A 16,144-nucleotide genomic window follows, 5' to 3' on the forward strand; every position below is an offset into this window, starting at 1 on the left:
GCCTGGTCGGTTGACATTTCTATTTTCATGTTTATTGCTAACTAATTAAGGATTCATACTCATTCTTCCTATTGGCTTGTTCGCACCCTTGTTTGCCATATGCAGGCGTAATATTGGCGTAGCAATACACGCAGCTATGCCCGCAGGTATTATATGTTCCAATATCTTTGCTGAGGACGCAGCCACATGCAGCTCTTTGTCCGGGGTCTTTGGGAAAGGATTCTGGAGTACCGAACATATCCGAGTAGCCGAGCCATGACATTAGCCTTTCGTCGTCTTTGAATAGTCGCGTCATTAGTAAGGGGTCAACGCAACGATTCTTTGCTACGCCAAACTTACTCAAGTCTATTTGTTCTCCGCAAGTTGCGAGTTCATATCCAAGCGATTCATTAATTTTGGATAATTCAGTTGCAAAATCACACATGCTTTTTTGTGTGAAATCTACATACTTTATTCCGCCTTGGTTGAGATTGTATTGCACTTTACGATAGCTTGTGATGTCCGCGAAGCTGAATACTAGTTTCTCACAATAGTCTTTGAGTTCTCGACCGATCTTCTCTATTCTTTCAAGATGGTCTGTTATCTGAAGATTGTCTGTCAGAATAACTGGGTCATATCTCCATATGACAGAACCAACGCCTAAAACATCAACGAGGCGTTTGAATGTATCGATGCGCTGGTTTAGCGGTGGAATGCTCGGTTCAAACCCTTCGGCTGCATAATCATTGAGAGTAAACTGGATATAGCAGTTTACATTGCGACTGGATAGCTCTAGCATTCGGTCTATGAGTGCTATGGGGTTTTTAGACCAGAACACTACCACTCTAGTATTCTGAAACGAAACAAAAGATTGCTTTTGGTTAAATGGATTTACCCACGAGCAATATCCTTTCTTGAGTCGGTTGAAGAACCAATCCAAATGAAATGCTGGAATGTCAGTGCTCCGACTTGCCGATATGACGATGGGCGCGATAGCATCCACACACTCTCCAGTTTCGCGAATAATGCTTACCTTTTCGTGCTTATACATTTTCATTTCACTTCAACAATATATTCAATTCCGGAGCCCAGATATTCACGCAATGAAGTTTTGTCGACTGCATAATACTCTGCACATTGTCCATACCGCTTTACTACAAATTTCTTTAAGATATCGTGGAATGTGAAAGCCCAACCCTGCAAAGGAATGGCGTTGTTAAAGTACGAATTGGAGTTTACTTTGTGAGTAATCCAATTCTTTTGTGCTCTATTGAGTTTGATGCCGGAATTGATAAGTTCCCTTATTTTATAGACAATGCTGTCCTTGAGGGCATCTATGGGTTTGGTATCCCATGGAACAAATTTAAATACAGTCGCTGTCATCATTGGAACCAATATAATCTGACGAAGTCGTTATTGGGATCGCTGTTTTCAAACCATGTTTCCAAGCTCGATATAAGTTCTTCTACCGAAAACTCTGCTTCGCCCTCTTCGAGGTATCTGGCGTATCTCTCTCGACATTTCTTGACCTTCTTAATCGCTTGCTCAAATTCGTCTTTAGGTATTTCGAGTGTGTCTGCGCTCTCGATATACTCGCTGTTGCACCACAATCCGGGGCATAGGTCGTTGAGTAAGCGGTTTATACAATCTTGTTGGTATGACATGAAGCCATGATCATATTTTACGTCGTACTTGGTAGCGACGTGGCATCTGTACCCCATATTTATTCAGTTTTTGTTTCGTTGATTATCTCTTTTTCAATCTCGCAGAGGAATATCTTGAAGTCTTTCTTGTGATGGAGAAAGACCATTTCTATTTGAGCTTGCATTTTAGGAAGTCTCGCGAGCCCCATGCATTTTAGGAATTCGCTCACTAAAAACTGTTGGTCGTTACGGTTAGTAACTCCAATTCCGGAGCAAAGATCATTGATAGACTGTCTCGCCCGTCTTTTGAGCTTTTCTTGGTTCGGCCAATAGGTGCCGTCCGTTTGGCTCCTTGGATAACCGCATGCTTCGCCAAGATATTCACCGGTTATGGCATCCAATGTACCGTCGAGCATCATTTCTGCTATTTCCCCCATTTTATATTTGTCTTTTGAATTTGCGTTTGCAGGCAGAAGGGATGATGACATCTATCGGCCCATGCACCATTTCTTTAATTGAATCTACGCTTTTTTCATCGCCACGTTCTGTGGCGATATTTATGGCATCCGCTATTGCTCGCTCTTTGTCAAGGGCACTGTAACCGAATACTTCCTTCCGTCTTTTGTCGGAGAATTCTGGGAAAATGGCGGTTCCACAGCCGTAATATCCAAAGGTGGAGATGCGATAAAATGGCTCATAACATCTGCGAAAGACTTTCCCATCAACTATCAAGTATTCGCGACTTGTGAGTTTTAGATATGCGACATATTCCGCCTTTGTTGTGTACTCTCCGTAATTGGGGTATTTTCTGAATACGCTTTCCCAAGGGATGGCATCGAATTCATATTCTTCGGAGCGTTTGCCGTTATAGAATGAGATTCTAGCTTCTTTGTATAACTGGTTCTTGAACAACCGGACCTCCATCATCCGCTCCCTGAGGCTATGGACAATAAACGCAACCGGGGCCTCGGTTGCAGATGCCTCTCTTATTCTAACCTTGACCTTTTCTTTATGTCCGATTGGTCGCGGTTTTCGGCATCTTGGAGGAACCTCATTCTCATGGAATTCAATCTCAATCTCAATTACCATCGGTCTCTGATTTTATAAGATTGTCGAAGAAGTCTTTAATTTCAGTGTATAGAACTTCTTTCGGTGTGCTAATTGCCCTCCTACCCTCGAAGAATCTGCCGCCAATCTTGAAGCAGAATGGGTATAGGTCGTACTGGTAGCATTCTCCGACAAAGAAGGCGTTATGCAACATTCTTGCCGGCGGAAGACAATCCATAACATCGTAGTAGCGTTCTTCGTCTATTTCCTCGAATGGAGCTTTGTTGAGCATTGCTCGATGCTCGTTGACGAGTTCTGCGACTCTTTCAGGGGTTACGGCTATGAGATTAGGATTATCTTTGGCCTTTTTCAGAGCTTCGAGAGTTTCGCCTCCATAGTCGCTGTGGATGTCATCACTCATGCTTGTAACGACTGTTCCTTCAAAGGGGATAGTGGGGTCTATGATATATTTCATATTGCGTTTTCGTAAATTGTGGGTTCTGATGATACATTATATATAAAGGAGCCACAGCGCACGAGAAGAGCATTTTTACCATAGTAGAGTTTTCTCATACCAGTTACACTTCCGGACGCGCTGAAGTTGGGAAAGCGGTGTATATCCACGCGCTCTCCCTCTTCTATACAGATTCGTTTTACTCTTGGTGGCCGTGCCATAGCTTCTGTCCTAATTTTGACACTTCACTGACATCGTAAGTTCCGTTGGGACCACCGAGAATGACGCGGGCTGCACTATAGCATGCATTCTGCGTAAGCTGACGTTGCCAGCATGCATTGTTTCTAGACCATCGCCAGGCTTCTTTCTTGAGCAGGCTGATGACCTCTGGTGCCGGCTTTCCTTCGTGGAAGATTTGCAGGCGGTCTTCTTCGTAGTTCTTGACGATAGTGCAAGAATACATTTCGAACACTTCGTTTTCGCGGTTCGCGTTCTCGGTTTGCTTGGCAAGGGTTTCCTCTGCCTTCTCTACGAGTTTCCAGAACTTGTGGCGATCAGTGAATATCGGTTTGCCACCGGCGCTTTTGAACTTCGCATTGAGTTCTTTGATGAACTCGCCGGCTCTGCGGAGCATTTCGACTTTACCATTCTTCGCAAGGGTTTCCATTCGGTTGTAGAGGTTCGACACAAAAAGTGTTCGGTTATACGGCTCATTACGGGTGTCAATCCCGAAGATACTTCTCGCAGTATCCATTATTCGTGCCTTTACCGCTTGCCACTCTTCCTCTTCTCTTTGGTCTTGTGGCTTCGCGGCTTCCATGCGACGCTGGACTCCTTTGAAGAATCGGTCACGCCACTCTCGGAAGTTTCTGTAGGCTGTGTCGTAGGCGTCGCTGGCACTTTTGTTTCTTTTAGTCGGGAACTTCGCCGGCCCGACAATCATTGCGCTCATAACACGAGAGTGCTTGCTGAACAGCGTGGCAACCCATTCGCGGTATTTCTCGATGTAGGCTTCGTGTTCTGCCTCGGGGAGTTCCTTCAAGTCTTCCACAATTTCTTTCTCATAGTCACGAATGTACTGGACCGCCCTGTCTTCGGGAGTATGGCTTGTTCCGGAGAACGCTCTCACACCTGCATCGTAGAGATTTTCGAGGCTGACTTCGTAAAGCCAACTTGTGACTGCCCATTCTTTGAGATTGTAGTTGGAAATTTCGATTTCTTCGCCTGAAGGTGATGTAACTTTGTGGGCGTAGTTACAATACATGAATCCTTGGTGCTTGGCAATTGCCCGATAGTCGAAAGTGTAGTCGGGAGAGTCTGGCTGATTGACCGGGCGAACTGTCTTTGCTCTATGGCAGTTCTTGATTGATAAAATTGTTTCCATTAGGTATCTTATTTGCGTTTGTCTATCTTATTTGCATTTAAGCGAGTTTGTAAGTATTGATTTGGCCTAACCAGCGGCCTAATTGTTGAGCAACGATTTTCTCGCTGATTGCCACGCTGTACGTGAGCCATTTATCGTTGCCCCATTGCACATTTATATGGTAGTCGCAGTCGCCTCTTCCGAAGTGAGAGCCGTCAGTATTCAAGGCTTTTTCGTAGTGAATCTCAAATCTCCTTCCGGCAGAATCAATGATTACTACGCATGGTTCGGCACTGGGGAGTTTAGATTTATCTATTTTGAAAGAGCCTATTCCCAATAATTGGGATAACGTGTCTTTGAATGTTTCATAGGCGTGTTTCGCGTTTTCCTGACGCTTCGAGCGTTGTCTTTTTTGGGCTTCTTTTTCTCGGACGTCTTTGTCGATGACTTCCTTGCGAGAGGCATTAGCGATGCTTAGTAGGTCTTGGCTCATATCACGCGTTTTCTTTTACATCTTCAATATCGAAGAGTACGGGAACTTCCCCGAAAAATTCCTCAGTAATTTCTTTCATCGCTTTTTCGTTTGTCGATATTGCGATGAAGATGAGTGGGGCCCAACCGGGAACTACTGTCTTGCTCTTGTCTCCTTCTCCGGCAAATATAACTCTCCGGTCTTTGGTGGTTTGGCCGAGATCATTCTGATGATCGGCTACATCGTTGGCTTCCTGTCGGCTTTCGAGTCCTACGATGATTTTCTTGATGTACTTCATATTAATATTGTTTAAGCGTTATACTTTGCTACGAGTGCGGCGAGAGCCGAGCGATAATCGTGGCTTCCGAGTTCAGCGAGATCGATGAGCTCTTTTTCGCAAGCATCGAAGTTCAGGCTCTGTTCTTTAGAGGGTTCCTCGTAGAGCTTTCGGAGGCCTTTGCTTCCGTCGAGATATGTGATGAGAACTTTTTGCCCTTTGTTCGTCTTTACCAATTCGTATTTGGCGACTCCGCGGGCCTTGTCTTCAGCCGTTATAGAACGTCTGATTCGCTGTGCTTCCGTGAGAGCTTTTTCTATTTCGCATTCTTCGGTTTTTGGCTCGGTGTAGTAGAATTCCAAGGTTGCGTTCCAGACGTCGCACATTGCTTGGTGAAGTTCCTGGTCTGCGAGAGGGCGGATTGTGGAGAAGTAACTTCTCATTTGATTGTCGAACTTTGCATCGTAGCCGTTGTTTTCGTACCAGACCTGCTCCATGTCGAAGTTGGATTTTTTCTTCACACTTTTCAGGATTTCTATCGCTTTCTTTATGGTTTCTCTTGTATTCATATTGGTGGTCTTTTTTGATGTTTTTTATCTCATTTGCATATACAAAGATAATCAAAAATAATCATATATGCAAGTTTTAGGGGTGTTATTTTAATCATATCTGCAATTTATTTTGTCAGATATAATCAATATGATAATATTAAAGGCAACCCAAGCGGATTGCCTTTTTACAATGAAAAAGAGTTTAGAAAGTGATTATGTTGTAGGAAATTCCTATTCCAATATACGGCTGAACTCTATTCGGTATCATGCCGCAACCGAGTTGGATTCCGATTCCCCACTTTTTATCTTTGGTGGGCGACCTGATATAGACGGTCTCGGTGCGTTTGAAAATCTCAATGCTATCCAGAGCCGGACGATAACCGCTCACGTAGGCTCTGAAAGTGCTGTCTTCGTATATCTTTTGGGTAATAGGAATTACGACTTCTACACTATCCTTCGGGGACTCGTAACTCATCGAATCCACGATCGTTTCAATCGTAGCTGTCGGCGGACTGGGTTGTCTTGCGGCTGGCAGTCTTTCGGTGACATACCGAAGTATCACGCTATCAACGGGGACTGGCTGGCGATACGGGATTGTGTCGTAGATTGTGATTACCTTTTCTTCTGTATCTATGGGACCGGCTCTGGTCCAGAGCATCACATTAGCGAGAACGGATGCAAGCAGCAAGATTAAGAGAATTGTTATTGCCTTTTTCATACTGTTGGAATTTAGAGACTCTTGTATTCGGTGAGAGCATCAAATGACGGGCAAGCCTTGTTCGCAAACTCTCTATGACCGTGAATTGTTGACTTGGGATATTTCGCCTTTAACCCTTTGAGAAGTTTGACGAGAGCTGTTCTCTGCGCCGGCGTGCGTGTATCTTTGGGAACATGGCTACCATCGGCGACTTCACCACCAATATAGCATACCCCGATGGAGTTTGAATTGTGGCCCACGCAGTGTGCGCCAATTTTGGATTCTGCGCGGCCGGCATGAACGCTGCCGTCTCGATATATAACGTAGTGATACCCTATATCTGAGAATCCGCGAGCAAGATGCCACTCTCTGATTTGAGCCGTCGTGAAGTCCTTACCTTCAGGAGTCGCCGAGCAATGCACGATGAGTTCTGTGATATTCCGGGAATTTGTGGTAATAATGCCTAATTTTGCCCATGTGTTGGTGCCGACAACACCATCGACAGTAAGTTTGTTGGCTTTCTGAAATGCCCTGACAGCTTCGTCCGTAATCGGGCCGAAGATGCCATCTGCAATGAGATTGAGCCTTGTTTGCAGGGTCTTTACATCATCGCCCCTGCTTCCGAGTCTGAGTATAGTCATTTTATCGTTATTTATTCCGTGGTGTCACAGCTTTCTGATCCAAGTATCTGTTCAATTGATTCATAGCAATCCGCTCCAAGTTTCCTGTTAAGTGCGTCGAGAACACGTTTCTTAGCTAATTCATGGATTGAATCTTTTAAAGCATCATCGCCAATCCATTCGGCTATATCTCGGATTGTCTCAGGAATTTTTGCTGTACGGCATTTACGGCGTCTAGAGTGTTCAAAAACACTCTTGCCTTCAATCACTATGATGGCGACAGCAATAACCATTGACACATACGGCCATTCGTACCAAGTAAAGATGGTACCCATCAGTCCTAAGATGAATCCCAAAAGCTGGATTAACCAATACCATGAAATCTTCTCTACGGTCATTCTGAGCTTGCGAGAACGAAGAGGTTCTCCGAGTTTCTTGGCGGTATATATGCCACTAATAAAATCTATAATACATACAGCTACAGTCGAGAGAAACAGAATGAAGCAGACTATTAGGTGGCGGTATAAATGGCCCAAATCGTAGTTGCTGAATGCCATGGAGATTATTTCGTTCATCACTCTGTTTGTTTATTCGAGGTTGAAGACTTTCTTGAGTTCGTCCACGAGGTCAAGTTTCTCCCATGTGAACAGTTCGACTTGCTTATCTCCTACATTTTCGATTGAAGGGATGCGGCCGAAGTGTCCGTAGGAAGCTGTTGCTTCGTAAATGGGGTTGCGGAGTTTGAGTCTCTTGTTGATGCCAGCGGGAGTAAGGTCGACAAGCTGGGAAACGATGTTGGCGATTTCCGAGTCGGCATAAGGAACATGACGGCGGACTGTGCTCACACAAAGACTCACAGGCTGGGCCACGCCTATGGCGTATGCAACCTGCACAAGAACTTGATCCGCCACTCCTGCGGCTACAAGATTCTTGGCGATGTGGCGGGCGGCGTAGGCTGCTGAGCGGTCGACCTTGCTGGGATCTTTACCAGAGAACGCGCCACCACCATGTGCACCATGACCGCCGTAGGTGTCGACAATGATTTTGCGCCCTGTAAGGCCGGTATCTCCGTGGGGGCCGCCGATGACGAACTTGCCGGTGGGATTGACATGAAGAACGAGATTGCTGTCAAACAGAGCTGCGACTTCGGGCTGAAGCTGAGAGATAACTCGCGGGAGCAGAATGTTCTTCACGTCTTCACTGATTCTGTTAAGCATGAGGGTATCGGCTGCAGATTGGGGGAGCCCATGCTCGGCCTTGATGAAGTCGTCGTGCTGTGTTGAGATTACGATGGTGTGGATTCTGTTCGGGCGGTTGCTCTCGTCATCATATTCCACAGTTACCTGGCTCTTGGAGTCTGGGCGCAGATAGGTCATAACCTTGCCTTCGCGACGGATGCAAGAAAGTTCCTGGAGAAGCCTGTGGCTGATATAGAGCGACAGCGGCATATAGGTTTCGGTTTCATTGCAGGCGAAGCCAAACATCATACCCTGGTCGCCGGCACCCTGTGCCTCTTCTGATTCACGCACAACGCCACGGTTAATATCCGGACTCTGACCGTGCATGGCGTTTAGGATGCCGCATGATTCGGCGTCGAACTTGTAGTCGCTCTTGTTATAACCGATTCGGTTGATGACGCGGCGGGCGATGTCTTGAACATCCACTTTTGCGGTTGAACGATATTCGCCGGCGATGATAACCTGGCCGGTAGTAACGAGGGTTTCGCATGCAACTTTTGCGTCGCCGTCCTGTGAAAGATGGGCGTCCACGATGGCGTCTGAAATCTGGTCGGCCACCTTGTCGGGATGTCCCTCTGACACGGACTCCGAAGTAAAAAGGTATTTTCCCATTATTGTGATATTTTTGATTGATTTTCGTTTACTTGCTCAAAGTTAGATATATTACGTGCATCTACTTAATAAAATGCGCCCGACAAACTGCAAGTGGCTATGCAGTCGTGCCGGGCGCGGCGAACCTATTGGGAAAACGGTTGTGGTAGGCTTGTTATCGTTGTGAACGTATGCGGGCAATCTCTTCAATGTTTTTTCTTACCTCAGCCCACAGTTCTGCAGATGTTGTATCGATTGTAGTTTCGTATTCGGTTACATCGAGATTGTCGCTGACTATTTTGACAGAACCGATCAGGTCTATGGGGAACGCGACCATATAATTGAGTTCCATGTCGTATATTACCGGGGAATCGCTGGTGCTTTCCGTAACGAAGCTATTGCTTGTGTAGCATGGGTACCCGTCCAGGCCAAATTCGTATCCGTTGCGGTAGTCGTCGAATTCAACAGTATTATCTACGAGGCGGTATGATTTGGATACTTTGGTTACTGTTCCAATTGGTAATCTATTGCTACCGCAGAAACCGACATTGATAAAGCTGTGTTCCTTTGAATACAGCTGCGTCATCGCGCTCAGCGTCTTTATAACATTTGACGCGCCCACGCCGGTCTTGAATACGGAGTAATTGGTCAAATGCTTCTTTGCCAATTCGTACTCCTCTTTCGTTGCTGTGAGAATATGTATCATACTATTGTGTTAACTATTGAATATTTTACCCATAAGGGTTGCATCTACTTCCTTCCTTTTTTCGGGAGGAAGGCTCGCGTAGTATTCGTGGAACGGAATATCCTTTTTTTCGGTTGGAAGTCCAGAGCCGCTACTGCCGAGTCCACCCCCTCGGCTCTCGCAGGAGAGTTTGTCTACAATTTCAAACTCTGGTGAAAGAACTTTATAGAATGTCATTTGGGCGATGCGAGTACCACGTTTTATGGTGAACTCTTCGTCGTTATTTTTTACAATGACATTGATATTATCAGTGTATCCGGGGTCAATTTTACCGACAAGTACATCACAATCCCAACGATATATACCGGTTGTGTGCTTCCATGGGAAAAAGATATTTGGGATAATACCGAACAGCAAATTTGGCTCCTTACGTGTTCCGTGCCCTTCCATACCATACAGCTCAAAGCCGCTCCTTGGCTCAATCTTTCCCTCGATATTTTTGGGTAAGTTTATAGCAATGTTAAGAGGTATCTTACATCTTGATCGAGCCGGCACAACGGTATCTTCTGGCACGGTTAGATCAAAGCCGATGCTCCCAGGCTTGGCTTTTTGCGGAAGTATATAGTGTGCGCCGAAGTGGGCGACTTCTAACACAATTGAATCTCTTTTCATTTGTCAGTACGGTGGCTGCGCCAACACTTTGCATGCCGACGCAGCCTTTGTTTTATTTTGCGAATGTTACTTTTACGGTTGTGGTCGATGTTTTGGCCGGTGCATAAATGGTCGAAACTTCTCCGGTATCTTCGTCTACGATAGTTTGCTTACCGGGGATTCCTCGGAGGAATGTTTCGCGGGCTTTGAGTTTGGCATCCAGTTCGGCCTTTCGCTTTGCAAGGTCGTTCCACTCCGGGTCGTTGCAGGTGCTGAAGTCGTACTTAACGCCCGCCTCCGCTATGCAAAGATTAGCCCCGTTGTAGTTGGCTCCGTTTTTGCCATACTTTTCGCATGCGCTGATGGTTGCATCGACAACCTCTTTGCTTTTGAGGAAGATAGATAGGCACTCTACCATTGCTTTTATGGTTGAGAATACTGTAATGGGGTCGGCATCGCCACCGACGACTTTCGCGACGAGGTTCTGAGCCGTCGTCTTTTGATTTTCTTTCGTAAAGGGTATCGCCTTTCCGAAGATTTGGACTAAAGCATTTTCGCTCATATTGATATTATTTTGAGTTTGGGGTTTGAACTTTCTTGAAGTCGTTGCGTAAATCTATCCATGCGAGCCGCCACAGGTATATTGATACGGCAAGCATTGCGATTGAAAAGATGGCACCGTATGTATTCATTGTTCCTTTAATGATGTGCGCTACGGGCCACATGATGGCTATGATGAGCATGATTGCTCCATAGACTGCTTGCTGAACCGAGAAGAATCTCGAAATTGAATTTGCTGTCATTTTTTATTTGATATCTTATTTGCATTCAGGTGGGTTAAACCTGGTTCTTAATAGTATATTTCAGGGAATCCTTGGTTTGGGTCGGATTTGGGCGGTTGCCCTCCGCAGTACCATCCCTTTTGCCTTGTCAGCGACGGATGTAATATATTTGGATTGTCGCCTTCGGGATATTTGCTATGTCCATCTGACTCCAAACCAAAGGCAAGATTTATTCCGGCATCGCGATTACTACCCATACCATTCATTTCGGCAAGGAGTTCGTAATAGTCCTTCCCTCCGAATTTCCCATATCCTTCGTAGCAATTCTCTTCGTATGAAGAGCCATGGTTATCGGTCATATAGACTGTTTTATATTCTCCAGCCACAATTCTCTCGCCGGTATCCTGGCAGCACCATGAAAATTGTCCCATACTTTTTATTTATTTGATTTAGTATCCGAGAACTTTCTTTGCGTTGGCCTCGATTTCTGCGAGAGACTGCTCAGGAAATTGCTGGTCGAGGATTTCGCCGGCTCTCTTGATAAAGTATTTGAACCTTAACTCAACTTCAGCTTTCTGTTCCTCATCGTTCATGTTCGCATACTCTTGAGTATTCTCGTTGTCAGGGCAGAATCCACCAAGTTCAAGCGCGCCGGTCATTTCGGGGCCAGTCGCAAACTCGCAATAACAGTGTTCGGCGAATGATAGTCCAGCTTCTTTCGTTTCTTCGTTGTAGAAGTCCCAGAGTTCCTTGACGTATGGTTCGTAGATGTCGAGTTCTTTTTTCATTTCTTTGTGGTAGTTTTGGATTATTTTTATCTTATTTGCATACGCAAAGATAATCAAAAATAATCATTTATGCAAGTTTTAGAGTGATTATTTTAATCATATCTGCAAATTATCGTCATTATGATTAGAAATGACTGTGCGCTGAAATGTATTCTGCACCTCTTTTTGCATATTTGATTAAATGGACTGGCAAAAAATAGACCCCACCATTATATTGGCAGGGTCAGAATTAGTTATATGAAATTACCGGAGTTTTATACTCCAAGTACGATAGACGGAGATATATTCAGTTTCTGGCTGATTGCGCGCGCTTGCCGGAGGGTAGGCTCTTTTTCTCCTGAAAGATATGCACATATTTTCGTTGGAGCTATACCGAGAAGTTTGGATAGGGACGCTTGTGTAAGCCCCATTTCCTGCATTCTTATTTTGATGACATCGACTAACGATGGCTCTCCAATTGAAAAATGTGAATCAGAATAATCCGCCACCAATCCAGACAGCAACTCCAACTCCATGCTGTGCGGGTCTGTCAGAGGCGTGTCGTCTTTTACATACGGCAAGAGTTCCTCTACTCTTTGGAGGGCCCAGCGATATTGAGCTTCATTCTCTATCTTTGTCATATATAAAATATTAGATGGTTGAACAATCTATTTTATCATATTCTGCATGAGTACCGATAAATCGGATGTAAACCCACTTTATTGTAAATTTGATAACAACGACAAGTCGGTGGTGGTTGCCTTTGATGTTGAATACATAGTGCTGGTTTCCCACGTTATCAACGCTATTGAAGTCTCTTTTGACATCGGCGAAATTTTCCCAACGGGCAGCCTTGACAATTTTCAGCCACTCTTGTAATGGTGTCTTGGTGTCAGGGTGCCTGGAGATATATTCTTTCAGAGGCTCTTCCGTGATAACTCTCATATCATTGTAATCATTTGTGTTATGCAAAGTTACAAATAAATAATCATATACGCAAATTAAGGGAGGATTATTTAATCATAACTGCAAGATTTACAAATTAAAAGGAGCGCCATTACTGACGCTCCCGAACATTGAACGCTCTTTCGACGCTCACGCGCCTGAGGAACTGCAAATATGAAGTAGTACAAATAAATTCACATAGATGTCGACGAGAATACCGGCTTCGAGCCAGAAGACAAATTTGCGCCTGAGCACAACCCCGATGATAACACCCAAAATAGTTGCATAGGGTATTCCTGATGCAATTATAATCCAAGTCAGTGCAGACAAACCGAGAATTACGACCGCTCCGGTATGGACTTTTCCTACGAGTTCATCTTTGAACGCTGGGGAGGCGGCTACGAAAACAATGGAGCCACAAATCAGGAAAGCGAGATACTGGATGTTTTCCGGAGTAACTCGTAAGAGTGGCACCCATGCCAATGCCGCGCAGAGTGCAATCACGGCGGGGAAAAGGAATTTCGATTCTGTGTGGTAGTATGTCACGCTGATAGAGGTTGGTAGTCCTCTTGAGATAACATATGCAATCAGGTATATGACGATGATTGCGAAAGAAATAATTGCGAGTATTGTTTCAGTCATAACGATTGGTGTTAAGGCAGCCTGCGGCCGCTGTGATTTTAATAAAGGAGTTTGATGGCAATGTCGTACCAAGTGTAGTAGTTTGCGAGGAACGCAACAACCGATCCGCCGAGACAGCCCACCTGGTCCCATGCAAGGTCCCAAATACAGAAATGGTTTCCCTTCTTCTTGCTATCCTTTATCTCTTTCCAAATACCGAAGGCAAGAGCCACGGCATAGGCGATGCCAGCCGCTATCCATGCTGATGGAAAGTGCATGAATGATACAAGCACACCAATGATGGTGGCGATAACGAATTCACAGAAGACGTGGAGCTTCTTATCGGCACCAGTCTTGTCATTACAAATCTTTGTCATATAGGCGTATTTAGTATTTATTGACTTTCCGAGTATTCCTCCATGCTGCCGAGAGCCTGGATAGCCATCCATTCCTCTTTACTAACTTGCGCACGATGGGCGGCGATACCTGCTGACACCGCTCCGAGTTCTTCAAAACTAGTGAATGAATGTATCTGCGGAGTACCGTCAGGCTTGCTTCCAAGATTTACCTCTACCGGGAACTGCATAATGCCTCCCTGGATAGCAACGAGCATACCAGTTAGGTCTGTTTTCAGAGCTTCGGAGTATTCCACGGTCATGCCGCCCCATTGGTAGCCGTAACGAAGTTTAAAGTCGCTCTCAGCTTTGATCTCTGCTACAATGTCAGCCTTGATTTCGTCAAGTGTCGGCCGATGGTCGTAGGTCTGATACCAATTGTAGCCGGTTTCGTCGTCTTCGGAGTCTTTGCCGAAACCATAGAAAACAGCCCACTTCTTTGTGCCTATTTTCTCCAGGCCATTCTGCGGGCCTGACGCGCCGTATCTTTTTTCCATATTAGAAGTATTATGAGAATGAATAAATTCTTAGTGCGCCGGTGCCCTGCTTCTGCACGATTGTTGTCTCTACCGTACCAGGGAGAAGCCCACGTTCTTTCATCTGGTCGAGTAAAGACTTCATTTCTTCGCTGTCTGTGAAGAATTTATACTCTGTTACATCACCTACAAAGTGGAACAGCACGACATATCGGGATTCTCCCCAACGTGTCTTGATGTCTTTCTCGTAGTCCAGAAGTTCGATAGGTCTGTTGGTTATCAAGCCAAGCGACATGTGCTGGCAATTGAACCGCTTCTTGCCGTCTGCTGGAGTATATTTCAACCCTAATTCGCTGAATTTTGCCATATGTTGTCCTGTTAATTTGAAGTATAGATGTTTGCAATCGGCATGGCAGGCCATGCCCTTGAATGAGCCTATGATCTGCTGTCGCCGCTTTCGGGATTTTACTCGATGTAATGCTCTTGCCGCTTTAACTTTTATTCTTTTTCGGATGAGCGAATAGATTTCTCCAGTTTCTGCATCATAGAATGTTCTATAGCCGAGAAAATCTACCCCCTCTGTAATGGGGCGTATAGCAAAAGAAACTTTAATAGTCAGTTTGAGGTTTTTTGCCTCAGCAACAAGGACTTCATATATTGCCCAGGCTTCTTTCTTATCATGTGCAAAGAATACGATGTCATCGCAATATCTGTAATAATGAAATCGAATAATCTTGTCGCCCTTACCAATTATTAACCCCTCGCCGGAATATACCGGAGCCTCAAGCTCTTCGAGATAATGGCATCTGACAACGCCACACATTTTTTTATCGAGCTTGCTGAGGAATAGATTAGCAAAGCACTGTGATGAGCGTAGCCCTTTAGATAGCCCTTTTGGCATCACGCAAATAAGATTGTCAATCATCGGCAGTACCAGCGGGTCGCTGATATATTCTCTAGCGCACTCCATCATTAAGATTTGGTCTATCGAATCATAGAACCCCTGGAAATCACTCTGTCCGAAGAACATCATATTCTCGATGTCGGCCCGCAGGTCGTTCACCATTACATGATGGAGCCAGTGCATACCACGCCCTTTGATGCTTGCGGCAGTATTGTGGATGAGCGTAGGATATACATGGCTTTCAACGGGCCGCATAATTGCCTGTATCCCTATACGCTTGAATACGGGTGGTGCATGAACAATCCTTGCTTTTGGACCGTCCGTAACCTTCATTTCCCGTAGTTCTTCCCGGTAGATTCTAAAAGACCCATCGCCAAGTTGTTTTTCGAGGAGATTAAGAAACTCTGACTTTTTGGGCCAAAAGTGTTCACGCTGATGTTTGTTTTCAAGATGACTTACTAAGTAATCGAAACTTTCGGACAGATTATTTGGGTCGATAATCTCGCCGATGAGGTTATCGAGAGGGAATACGTCTGAGTTCGCCCCGATTATCTGCCGGGACGGTAACTCCACATCCATGAACGGTATTTCTACAATCTTATCCATTATTAAAGCCTTCAGGACTCCTGTGATGTTTCCGCTTTCCAGACTTTCGTCTGCTGTTGCCGAGGCTCGTATCCCTCGCAGAAATGCAATGACGGACACGCCGCCGAGCAGGGTCTTACGATTCTGTTGACGGTGAGGGAGCACCGTTTTATCCTTAATGTGAGCCGAGAGCTGTTGTTCGTGTTCGAGTTCGAAGAAGCGTTATTCGCGTTCGAGTAGACGAGACCGCCATTCGCGTTCGCATTGTTGTTCGACCGACCGACGCACCGGCTTTGGGATACTCTACCTTTTTTGAAAGTTTCTTTTCCTTGTTATCTCTTGGGGTTATGAGTTTGACAATATGCAATGGGCTTCGGCCTCGGGCTTTGTTGCCCGAAACC

27 protein-coding genes and 1 pseudogene are annotated in these 16,144 nt (G+C 45.2%); all 28 read right to left on the bottom strand.

Annotated elements, in window-relative coordinates; all coding sequences use genetic code 11:
- Positions 1 to 37: 37 nt before the first annotated feature.
- On the bottom strand, positions 38 to 1,036 hold the full coding sequence (locus E4T81_RS12055) for a DUF1848 domain-containing protein (RefSeq protein ID WP_135044896.1): 999 nt from the start codon (positions 1,034 to 1,036) through the stop codon (positions 38 to 40).
- Positions 1,033 to 1,365 carry a molybdenum ABC transporter ATP-binding protein gene (locus tag E4T81_RS12060; protein WP_135044898.1) on the bottom strand — a complete coding sequence of 111 codons (333 nt, stop codon included), beginning with the start codon at positions 1,363 to 1,365 and terminating at the stop codon, positions 1,033 to 1,035. Before E4T81_RS12060 ends, E4T81_RS12055 begins: the two co-directional genes overlap by 4 nt.
- A complete protein-coding gene (locus E4T81_RS12065) occupies positions 1,362 to 1,643 on the bottom strand; it encodes a hypothetical protein (protein WP_135044900.1) in 282 nt (93 codons plus the stop codon). Before E4T81_RS12065 ends, E4T81_RS12060 begins: the two co-directional genes overlap by 4 nt.
- 59 nt (positions 1,644 to 1,702) lie before the next feature.
- Entirely contained in the window at positions 1,703 to 2,059 is a 357-nt protein-coding gene (locus E4T81_RS12070; protein ID WP_135044901.1) for a hypothetical protein, read from the bottom strand.
- Between the two features lies 1 nt (position 2,060).
- Positions 2,061 to 2,711 carry a hypothetical protein gene (locus tag E4T81_RS12075; RefSeq protein ID WP_135044903.1) on the bottom strand — a complete coding sequence of 217 codons (651 nt, stop codon included), beginning with the start codon at positions 2,709 to 2,711 and terminating at the stop codon, positions 2,061 to 2,063.
- Positions 2,701 to 3,144 carry a hypothetical protein gene (locus E4T81_RS12080; protein WP_135044905.1) on the bottom strand — a complete coding sequence of 148 codons (444 nt, stop codon included), beginning with the start codon at positions 3,142 to 3,144 and terminating at the stop codon, positions 2,701 to 2,703. Before E4T81_RS12080 ends, E4T81_RS12075 begins: the two co-directional genes overlap by 11 nt.
- A complete protein-coding gene (locus E4T81_RS15930) occupies positions 3,141 to 3,344 on the bottom strand; it encodes a hypothetical protein (protein WP_135044907.1) in 204 nt (67 codons plus the stop codon). The genes E4T81_RS12080 and E4T81_RS15930 overlap by 4 nt, the downstream gene beginning before the upstream one ends.
- The gene (locus E4T81_RS12090) at positions 3,323 to 4,507 is read right to left on the bottom strand and encodes a hypothetical protein (RefSeq protein ID WP_135044909.1); all 1,185 of its coding nucleotides are present in this window, start codon (positions 4,505 to 4,507) and stop codon (positions 3,323 to 3,325) included. Before E4T81_RS12090 ends, E4T81_RS15930 begins: the two co-directional genes overlap by 22 nt.
- A 37-nt stretch (positions 4,508 to 4,544) precedes the next feature.
- Positions 4,545 to 4,979 carry a hypothetical protein gene (locus E4T81_RS12095; RefSeq protein WP_135044911.1) on the bottom strand — a complete coding sequence of 145 codons (435 nt, stop codon included), beginning with the start codon at positions 4,977 to 4,979 and terminating at the stop codon, positions 4,545 to 4,547.
- 1 nt (position 4,980) lies between these two features.
- On the bottom strand, positions 4,981 to 5,256 hold the full coding sequence (locus E4T81_RS12100) for a hypothetical protein (protein WP_135044913.1): 276 nt from the start codon (positions 5,254 to 5,256) through the stop codon (positions 4,981 to 4,983).
- 11 nt (positions 5,257 to 5,267) lie between these two features.
- Entirely contained in the window at positions 5,268 to 5,804 is a 537-nt protein-coding gene (locus E4T81_RS12105; protein ID WP_135044915.1) for a hypothetical protein, read from the bottom strand.
- A gap of 184 nt (positions 5,805 to 5,988) precedes the next feature.
- Entirely contained in the window at positions 5,989 to 6,504 is a 516-nt protein-coding gene (locus E4T81_RS12110) for a DUF6808 domain-containing protein (protein ID WP_135044917.1), read from the bottom strand.
- An 11-nt stretch (positions 6,505 to 6,515) separates the two neighbouring features.
- On the bottom strand, positions 6,516 to 6,941 hold the full coding sequence (locus tag E4T81_RS12115) for an N-acetylmuramoyl-L-alanine amidase (RefSeq protein ID WP_167761901.1): 426 nt from the start codon (positions 6,939 to 6,941) through the stop codon (positions 6,516 to 6,518).
- 18 nt (positions 6,942 to 6,959) lie between these two features.
- A pseudogene (locus tag E4T81_RS15935) lies at positions 6,960 to 7,124 on the bottom strand (peptidoglycan-binding protein); the annotation flags it as partial.
- A gap of 11 nt (positions 7,125 to 7,135) precedes the next feature.
- On the bottom strand, positions 7,136 to 7,678 hold the full coding sequence (locus E4T81_RS12120; protein ID WP_135044921.1) for a phage holin family protein: 543 nt from the start codon (positions 7,676 to 7,678) through the stop codon (positions 7,136 to 7,138).
- 12 nt (positions 7,679 to 7,690) lie between these two features.
- Positions 7,691 to 8,953: a methionine adenosyltransferase gene (gene metK / locus E4T81_RS12125; protein WP_135044923.1), complete on the bottom strand. Its 1,263-nt coding sequence runs from the start codon at positions 8,951 to 8,953 to the stop codon at positions 7,691 to 7,693.
- Positions 8,954 to 9,107: 154 nt separating this feature from the next.
- Complete coding sequence (locus tag E4T81_RS12130) at positions 9,108 to 9,599, bottom strand: hypothetical protein (RefSeq protein ID WP_167761885.1); 492 nt, start codon at positions 9,597 to 9,599, stop codon at positions 9,108 to 9,110.
- 48 nt (positions 9,600 to 9,647) lie between these two features.
- Positions 9,648 to 10,289 carry a dUTP diphosphatase gene (locus E4T81_RS12135; RefSeq protein ID WP_135044927.1) on the bottom strand — a complete coding sequence of 214 codons (642 nt, stop codon included), beginning with the start codon at positions 10,287 to 10,289 and terminating at the stop codon, positions 9,648 to 9,650.
- A 52-nt stretch (positions 10,290 to 10,341) separates the two neighbouring features.
- Positions 10,342 to 10,830, bottom strand: a complete 489-nt coding sequence (locus tag E4T81_RS12140; RefSeq protein ID WP_135044930.1) for a hypothetical protein — start codon at positions 10,828 to 10,830, stop codon at positions 10,342 to 10,344.
- 7 nt (positions 10,831 to 10,837) lie between these two features.
- Positions 10,838 to 11,071: a hypothetical protein gene (locus E4T81_RS12145; RefSeq protein WP_135044932.1), complete on the bottom strand. Its 234-nt coding sequence runs from the start codon at positions 11,069 to 11,071 to the stop codon at positions 10,838 to 10,840.
- Between the two features lie 47 nt (positions 11,072 to 11,118).
- The gene (locus tag E4T81_RS12150) at positions 11,119 to 11,481 is read right to left on the bottom strand and encodes a hypothetical protein (protein ID WP_135044934.1); all 363 of its coding nucleotides are present in this window, start codon (positions 11,479 to 11,481) and stop codon (positions 11,119 to 11,121) included.
- An 18-nt stretch (positions 11,482 to 11,499) separates the two neighbouring features.
- Complete coding sequence (locus tag E4T81_RS12155) at positions 11,500 to 11,838, bottom strand: hypothetical protein (RefSeq protein WP_135044936.1); 339 nt, start codon at positions 11,836 to 11,838, stop codon at positions 11,500 to 11,502.
- 254 nt (positions 11,839 to 12,092) lie between these two features.
- A complete protein-coding gene (locus E4T81_RS12160; protein ID WP_135044938.1) occupies positions 12,093 to 12,458 on the bottom strand; it encodes a type II toxin-antitoxin system HigA family antitoxin in 366 nt (121 codons plus the stop codon).
- Between the two features lie 10 nt (positions 12,459 to 12,468).
- Positions 12,469 to 12,762: a type II toxin-antitoxin system HigB family toxin gene (locus tag E4T81_RS12165; RefSeq protein WP_135044940.1), complete on the bottom strand. Its 294-nt coding sequence runs from the start codon at positions 12,760 to 12,762 to the stop codon at positions 12,469 to 12,471.
- 150 nt (positions 12,763 to 12,912) lie between these two features.
- A complete protein-coding gene (locus E4T81_RS12170) occupies positions 12,913 to 13,404 on the bottom strand; it encodes a hypothetical protein (RefSeq protein WP_135044943.1) in 492 nt (163 codons plus the stop codon).
- Positions 13,405 to 13,442: 38 nt separating this feature from the next.
- Positions 13,443 to 13,760, bottom strand: a complete 318-nt coding sequence (locus E4T81_RS12175; RefSeq protein ID WP_135044945.1) for a DUF2279 domain-containing protein — start codon at positions 13,758 to 13,760, stop codon at positions 13,443 to 13,445.
- Positions 13,761 to 13,777: 17 nt separating this feature from the next.
- On the bottom strand, positions 13,778 to 14,275 hold the full coding sequence (locus E4T81_RS12180) for a hypothetical protein (RefSeq protein WP_135044947.1): 498 nt from the start codon (positions 14,273 to 14,275) through the stop codon (positions 13,778 to 13,780).
- Between the two features lie 10 nt (positions 14,276 to 14,285).
- A complete protein-coding gene (locus tag E4T81_RS12185) occupies positions 14,286 to 15,764 on the bottom strand; it encodes a hypothetical protein (protein WP_135044949.1) in 1,479 nt (492 codons plus the stop codon).
- Positions 15,765 to 16,144: the final 380 nt, after the last annotated feature.

The organism is Barnesiella sp. WM24, assembly GCF_004570975.1.
GTDB lineage: Bacteria > Bacteroidota > Bacteroidia > Bacteroidales > Muribaculaceae > Muribaculum.

Excerpts from the sequence above, each read along its gene's own strand:
- E4T81_RS12055 (WP_135044896.1), bottom strand. The coding sequence starts at position 1,036 with ATGAAAATGTATAAGCACGAAAAGGTAAGCATTATTCGCGAAACTGGA.
- E4T81_RS12060 (WP_135044898.1), bottom strand. The coding sequence starts at position 1,365 with ATGATGACAGCGACTGTATTTAAATTTGTTCCATGGGATACCAAACCC.
- E4T81_RS12065 (WP_135044900.1), bottom strand. The coding sequence starts at position 1,643 with ATGTCATACCAACAAGATTGTATAAACCGCTTACTCAACGACCTATGC.
- E4T81_RS12070 (WP_135044901.1), bottom strand. The coding sequence starts at position 2,059 with ATGGGGGAAATAGCAGAAATGATGCTCGACGGTACATTGGATGCCATA.
- E4T81_RS12075 (WP_135044903.1), bottom strand. The coding sequence starts at position 2,711 with ATGGTAATTGAGATTGAGATTGAATTCCATGAGAATGAGGTTCCTCCA.
- E4T81_RS12080 (WP_135044905.1), bottom strand. The coding sequence starts at position 3,144 with ATGAAATATATCATAGACCCCACTATCCCCTTTGAAGGAACAGTCGTT.
- E4T81_RS15930 (WP_135044907.1), bottom strand. The coding sequence starts at position 3,344 with ATGGCACGGCCACCAAGAGTAAAACGAATCTGTATAGAAGAGGGAGAG.
- E4T81_RS12090 (WP_135044909.1), bottom strand. The coding sequence starts at position 4,507 with ATGGAAACAATTTTATCAATCAAGAACTGCCATAGAGCAAAGACAGTT.
- E4T81_RS12095 (WP_135044911.1), bottom strand. The coding sequence starts at position 4,979 with ATGAGCCAAGACCTACTAAGCATCGCTAATGCCTCTCGCAAGGAAGTC.
- E4T81_RS12100 (WP_135044913.1), bottom strand. The coding sequence starts at position 5,256 with ATGAAGTACATCAAGAAAATCATCGTAGGACTCGAAAGCCGACAGGAA.
- E4T81_RS12105 (WP_135044915.1), bottom strand. The coding sequence starts at position 5,804 with ATGAATACAAGAGAAACCATAAAGAAAGCGATAGAAATCCTGAAAAGT.
- E4T81_RS12110 (WP_135044917.1), bottom strand. The coding sequence starts at position 6,504 with ATGAAAAAGGCAATAACAATTCTCTTAATCTTGCTGCTTGCATCCGTT.
- E4T81_RS12120 (WP_135044921.1), bottom strand. The coding sequence starts at position 7,678 with ATGAACGAAATAATCTCCATGGCATTCAGCAACTACGATTTGGGCCAT.
- metK (WP_135044923.1), bottom strand. The coding sequence starts at position 8,953 with ATGGGAAAATACCTTTTTACTTCGGAGTCCGTGTCAGAGGGACATCCC.
- E4T81_RS12135 (WP_135044927.1), bottom strand. The coding sequence starts at position 10,289 with ATGAAAAGAGATTCAATTGTGTTAGAAGTCGCCCACTTCGGCGCACAC.
- E4T81_RS12140 (WP_135044930.1), bottom strand. The coding sequence starts at position 10,830 with ATGAGCGAAAATGCTTTAGTCCAAATCTTCGGAAAGGCGATACCCTTT.
- E4T81_RS12145 (WP_135044932.1), bottom strand. The coding sequence starts at position 11,071 with ATGACAGCAAATTCAATTTCGAGATTCTTCTCGGTTCAGCAAGCAGTC.
- E4T81_RS12150 (WP_135044934.1), bottom strand. The coding sequence starts at position 11,481 with ATGGGACAATTTTCATGGTGCTGCCAGGATACCGGCGAGAGAATTGTG.
- E4T81_RS12155 (WP_135044936.1), bottom strand. The coding sequence starts at position 11,838 with ATGAAAAAAGAACTCGACATCTACGAACCATACGTCAAGGAACTCTGG.
- E4T81_RS12160 (WP_135044938.1), bottom strand. The coding sequence starts at position 12,458 with ATGACAAAGATAGAGAATGAAGCTCAATATCGCTGGGCCCTCCAAAGA.
- E4T81_RS12165 (WP_135044940.1), bottom strand. The coding sequence starts at position 12,762 with ATGAGAGTTATCACGGAAGAGCCTCTGAAAGAATATATCTCCAGGCAC.
- E4T81_RS12170 (WP_135044943.1), bottom strand. The coding sequence starts at position 13,404 with ATGACTGAAACAATACTCGCAATTATTTCTTTCGCAATCATCGTCATA.
- E4T81_RS12175 (WP_135044945.1), bottom strand. The coding sequence starts at position 13,760 with ATGACAAAGATTTGTAATGACAAGACTGGTGCCGATAAGAAGCTCCAC.
- E4T81_RS12180 (WP_135044947.1), bottom strand. The coding sequence starts at position 14,275 with ATGGAAAAAAGATACGGCGCGTCAGGCCCGCAGAATGGCCTGGAGAAA.
- E4T81_RS12185 (WP_135044949.1), bottom strand. The coding sequence starts at position 15,764 with ATGGATAAGATTGTAGAAATACCGTTCATGGATGTGGAGTTACCGTCC.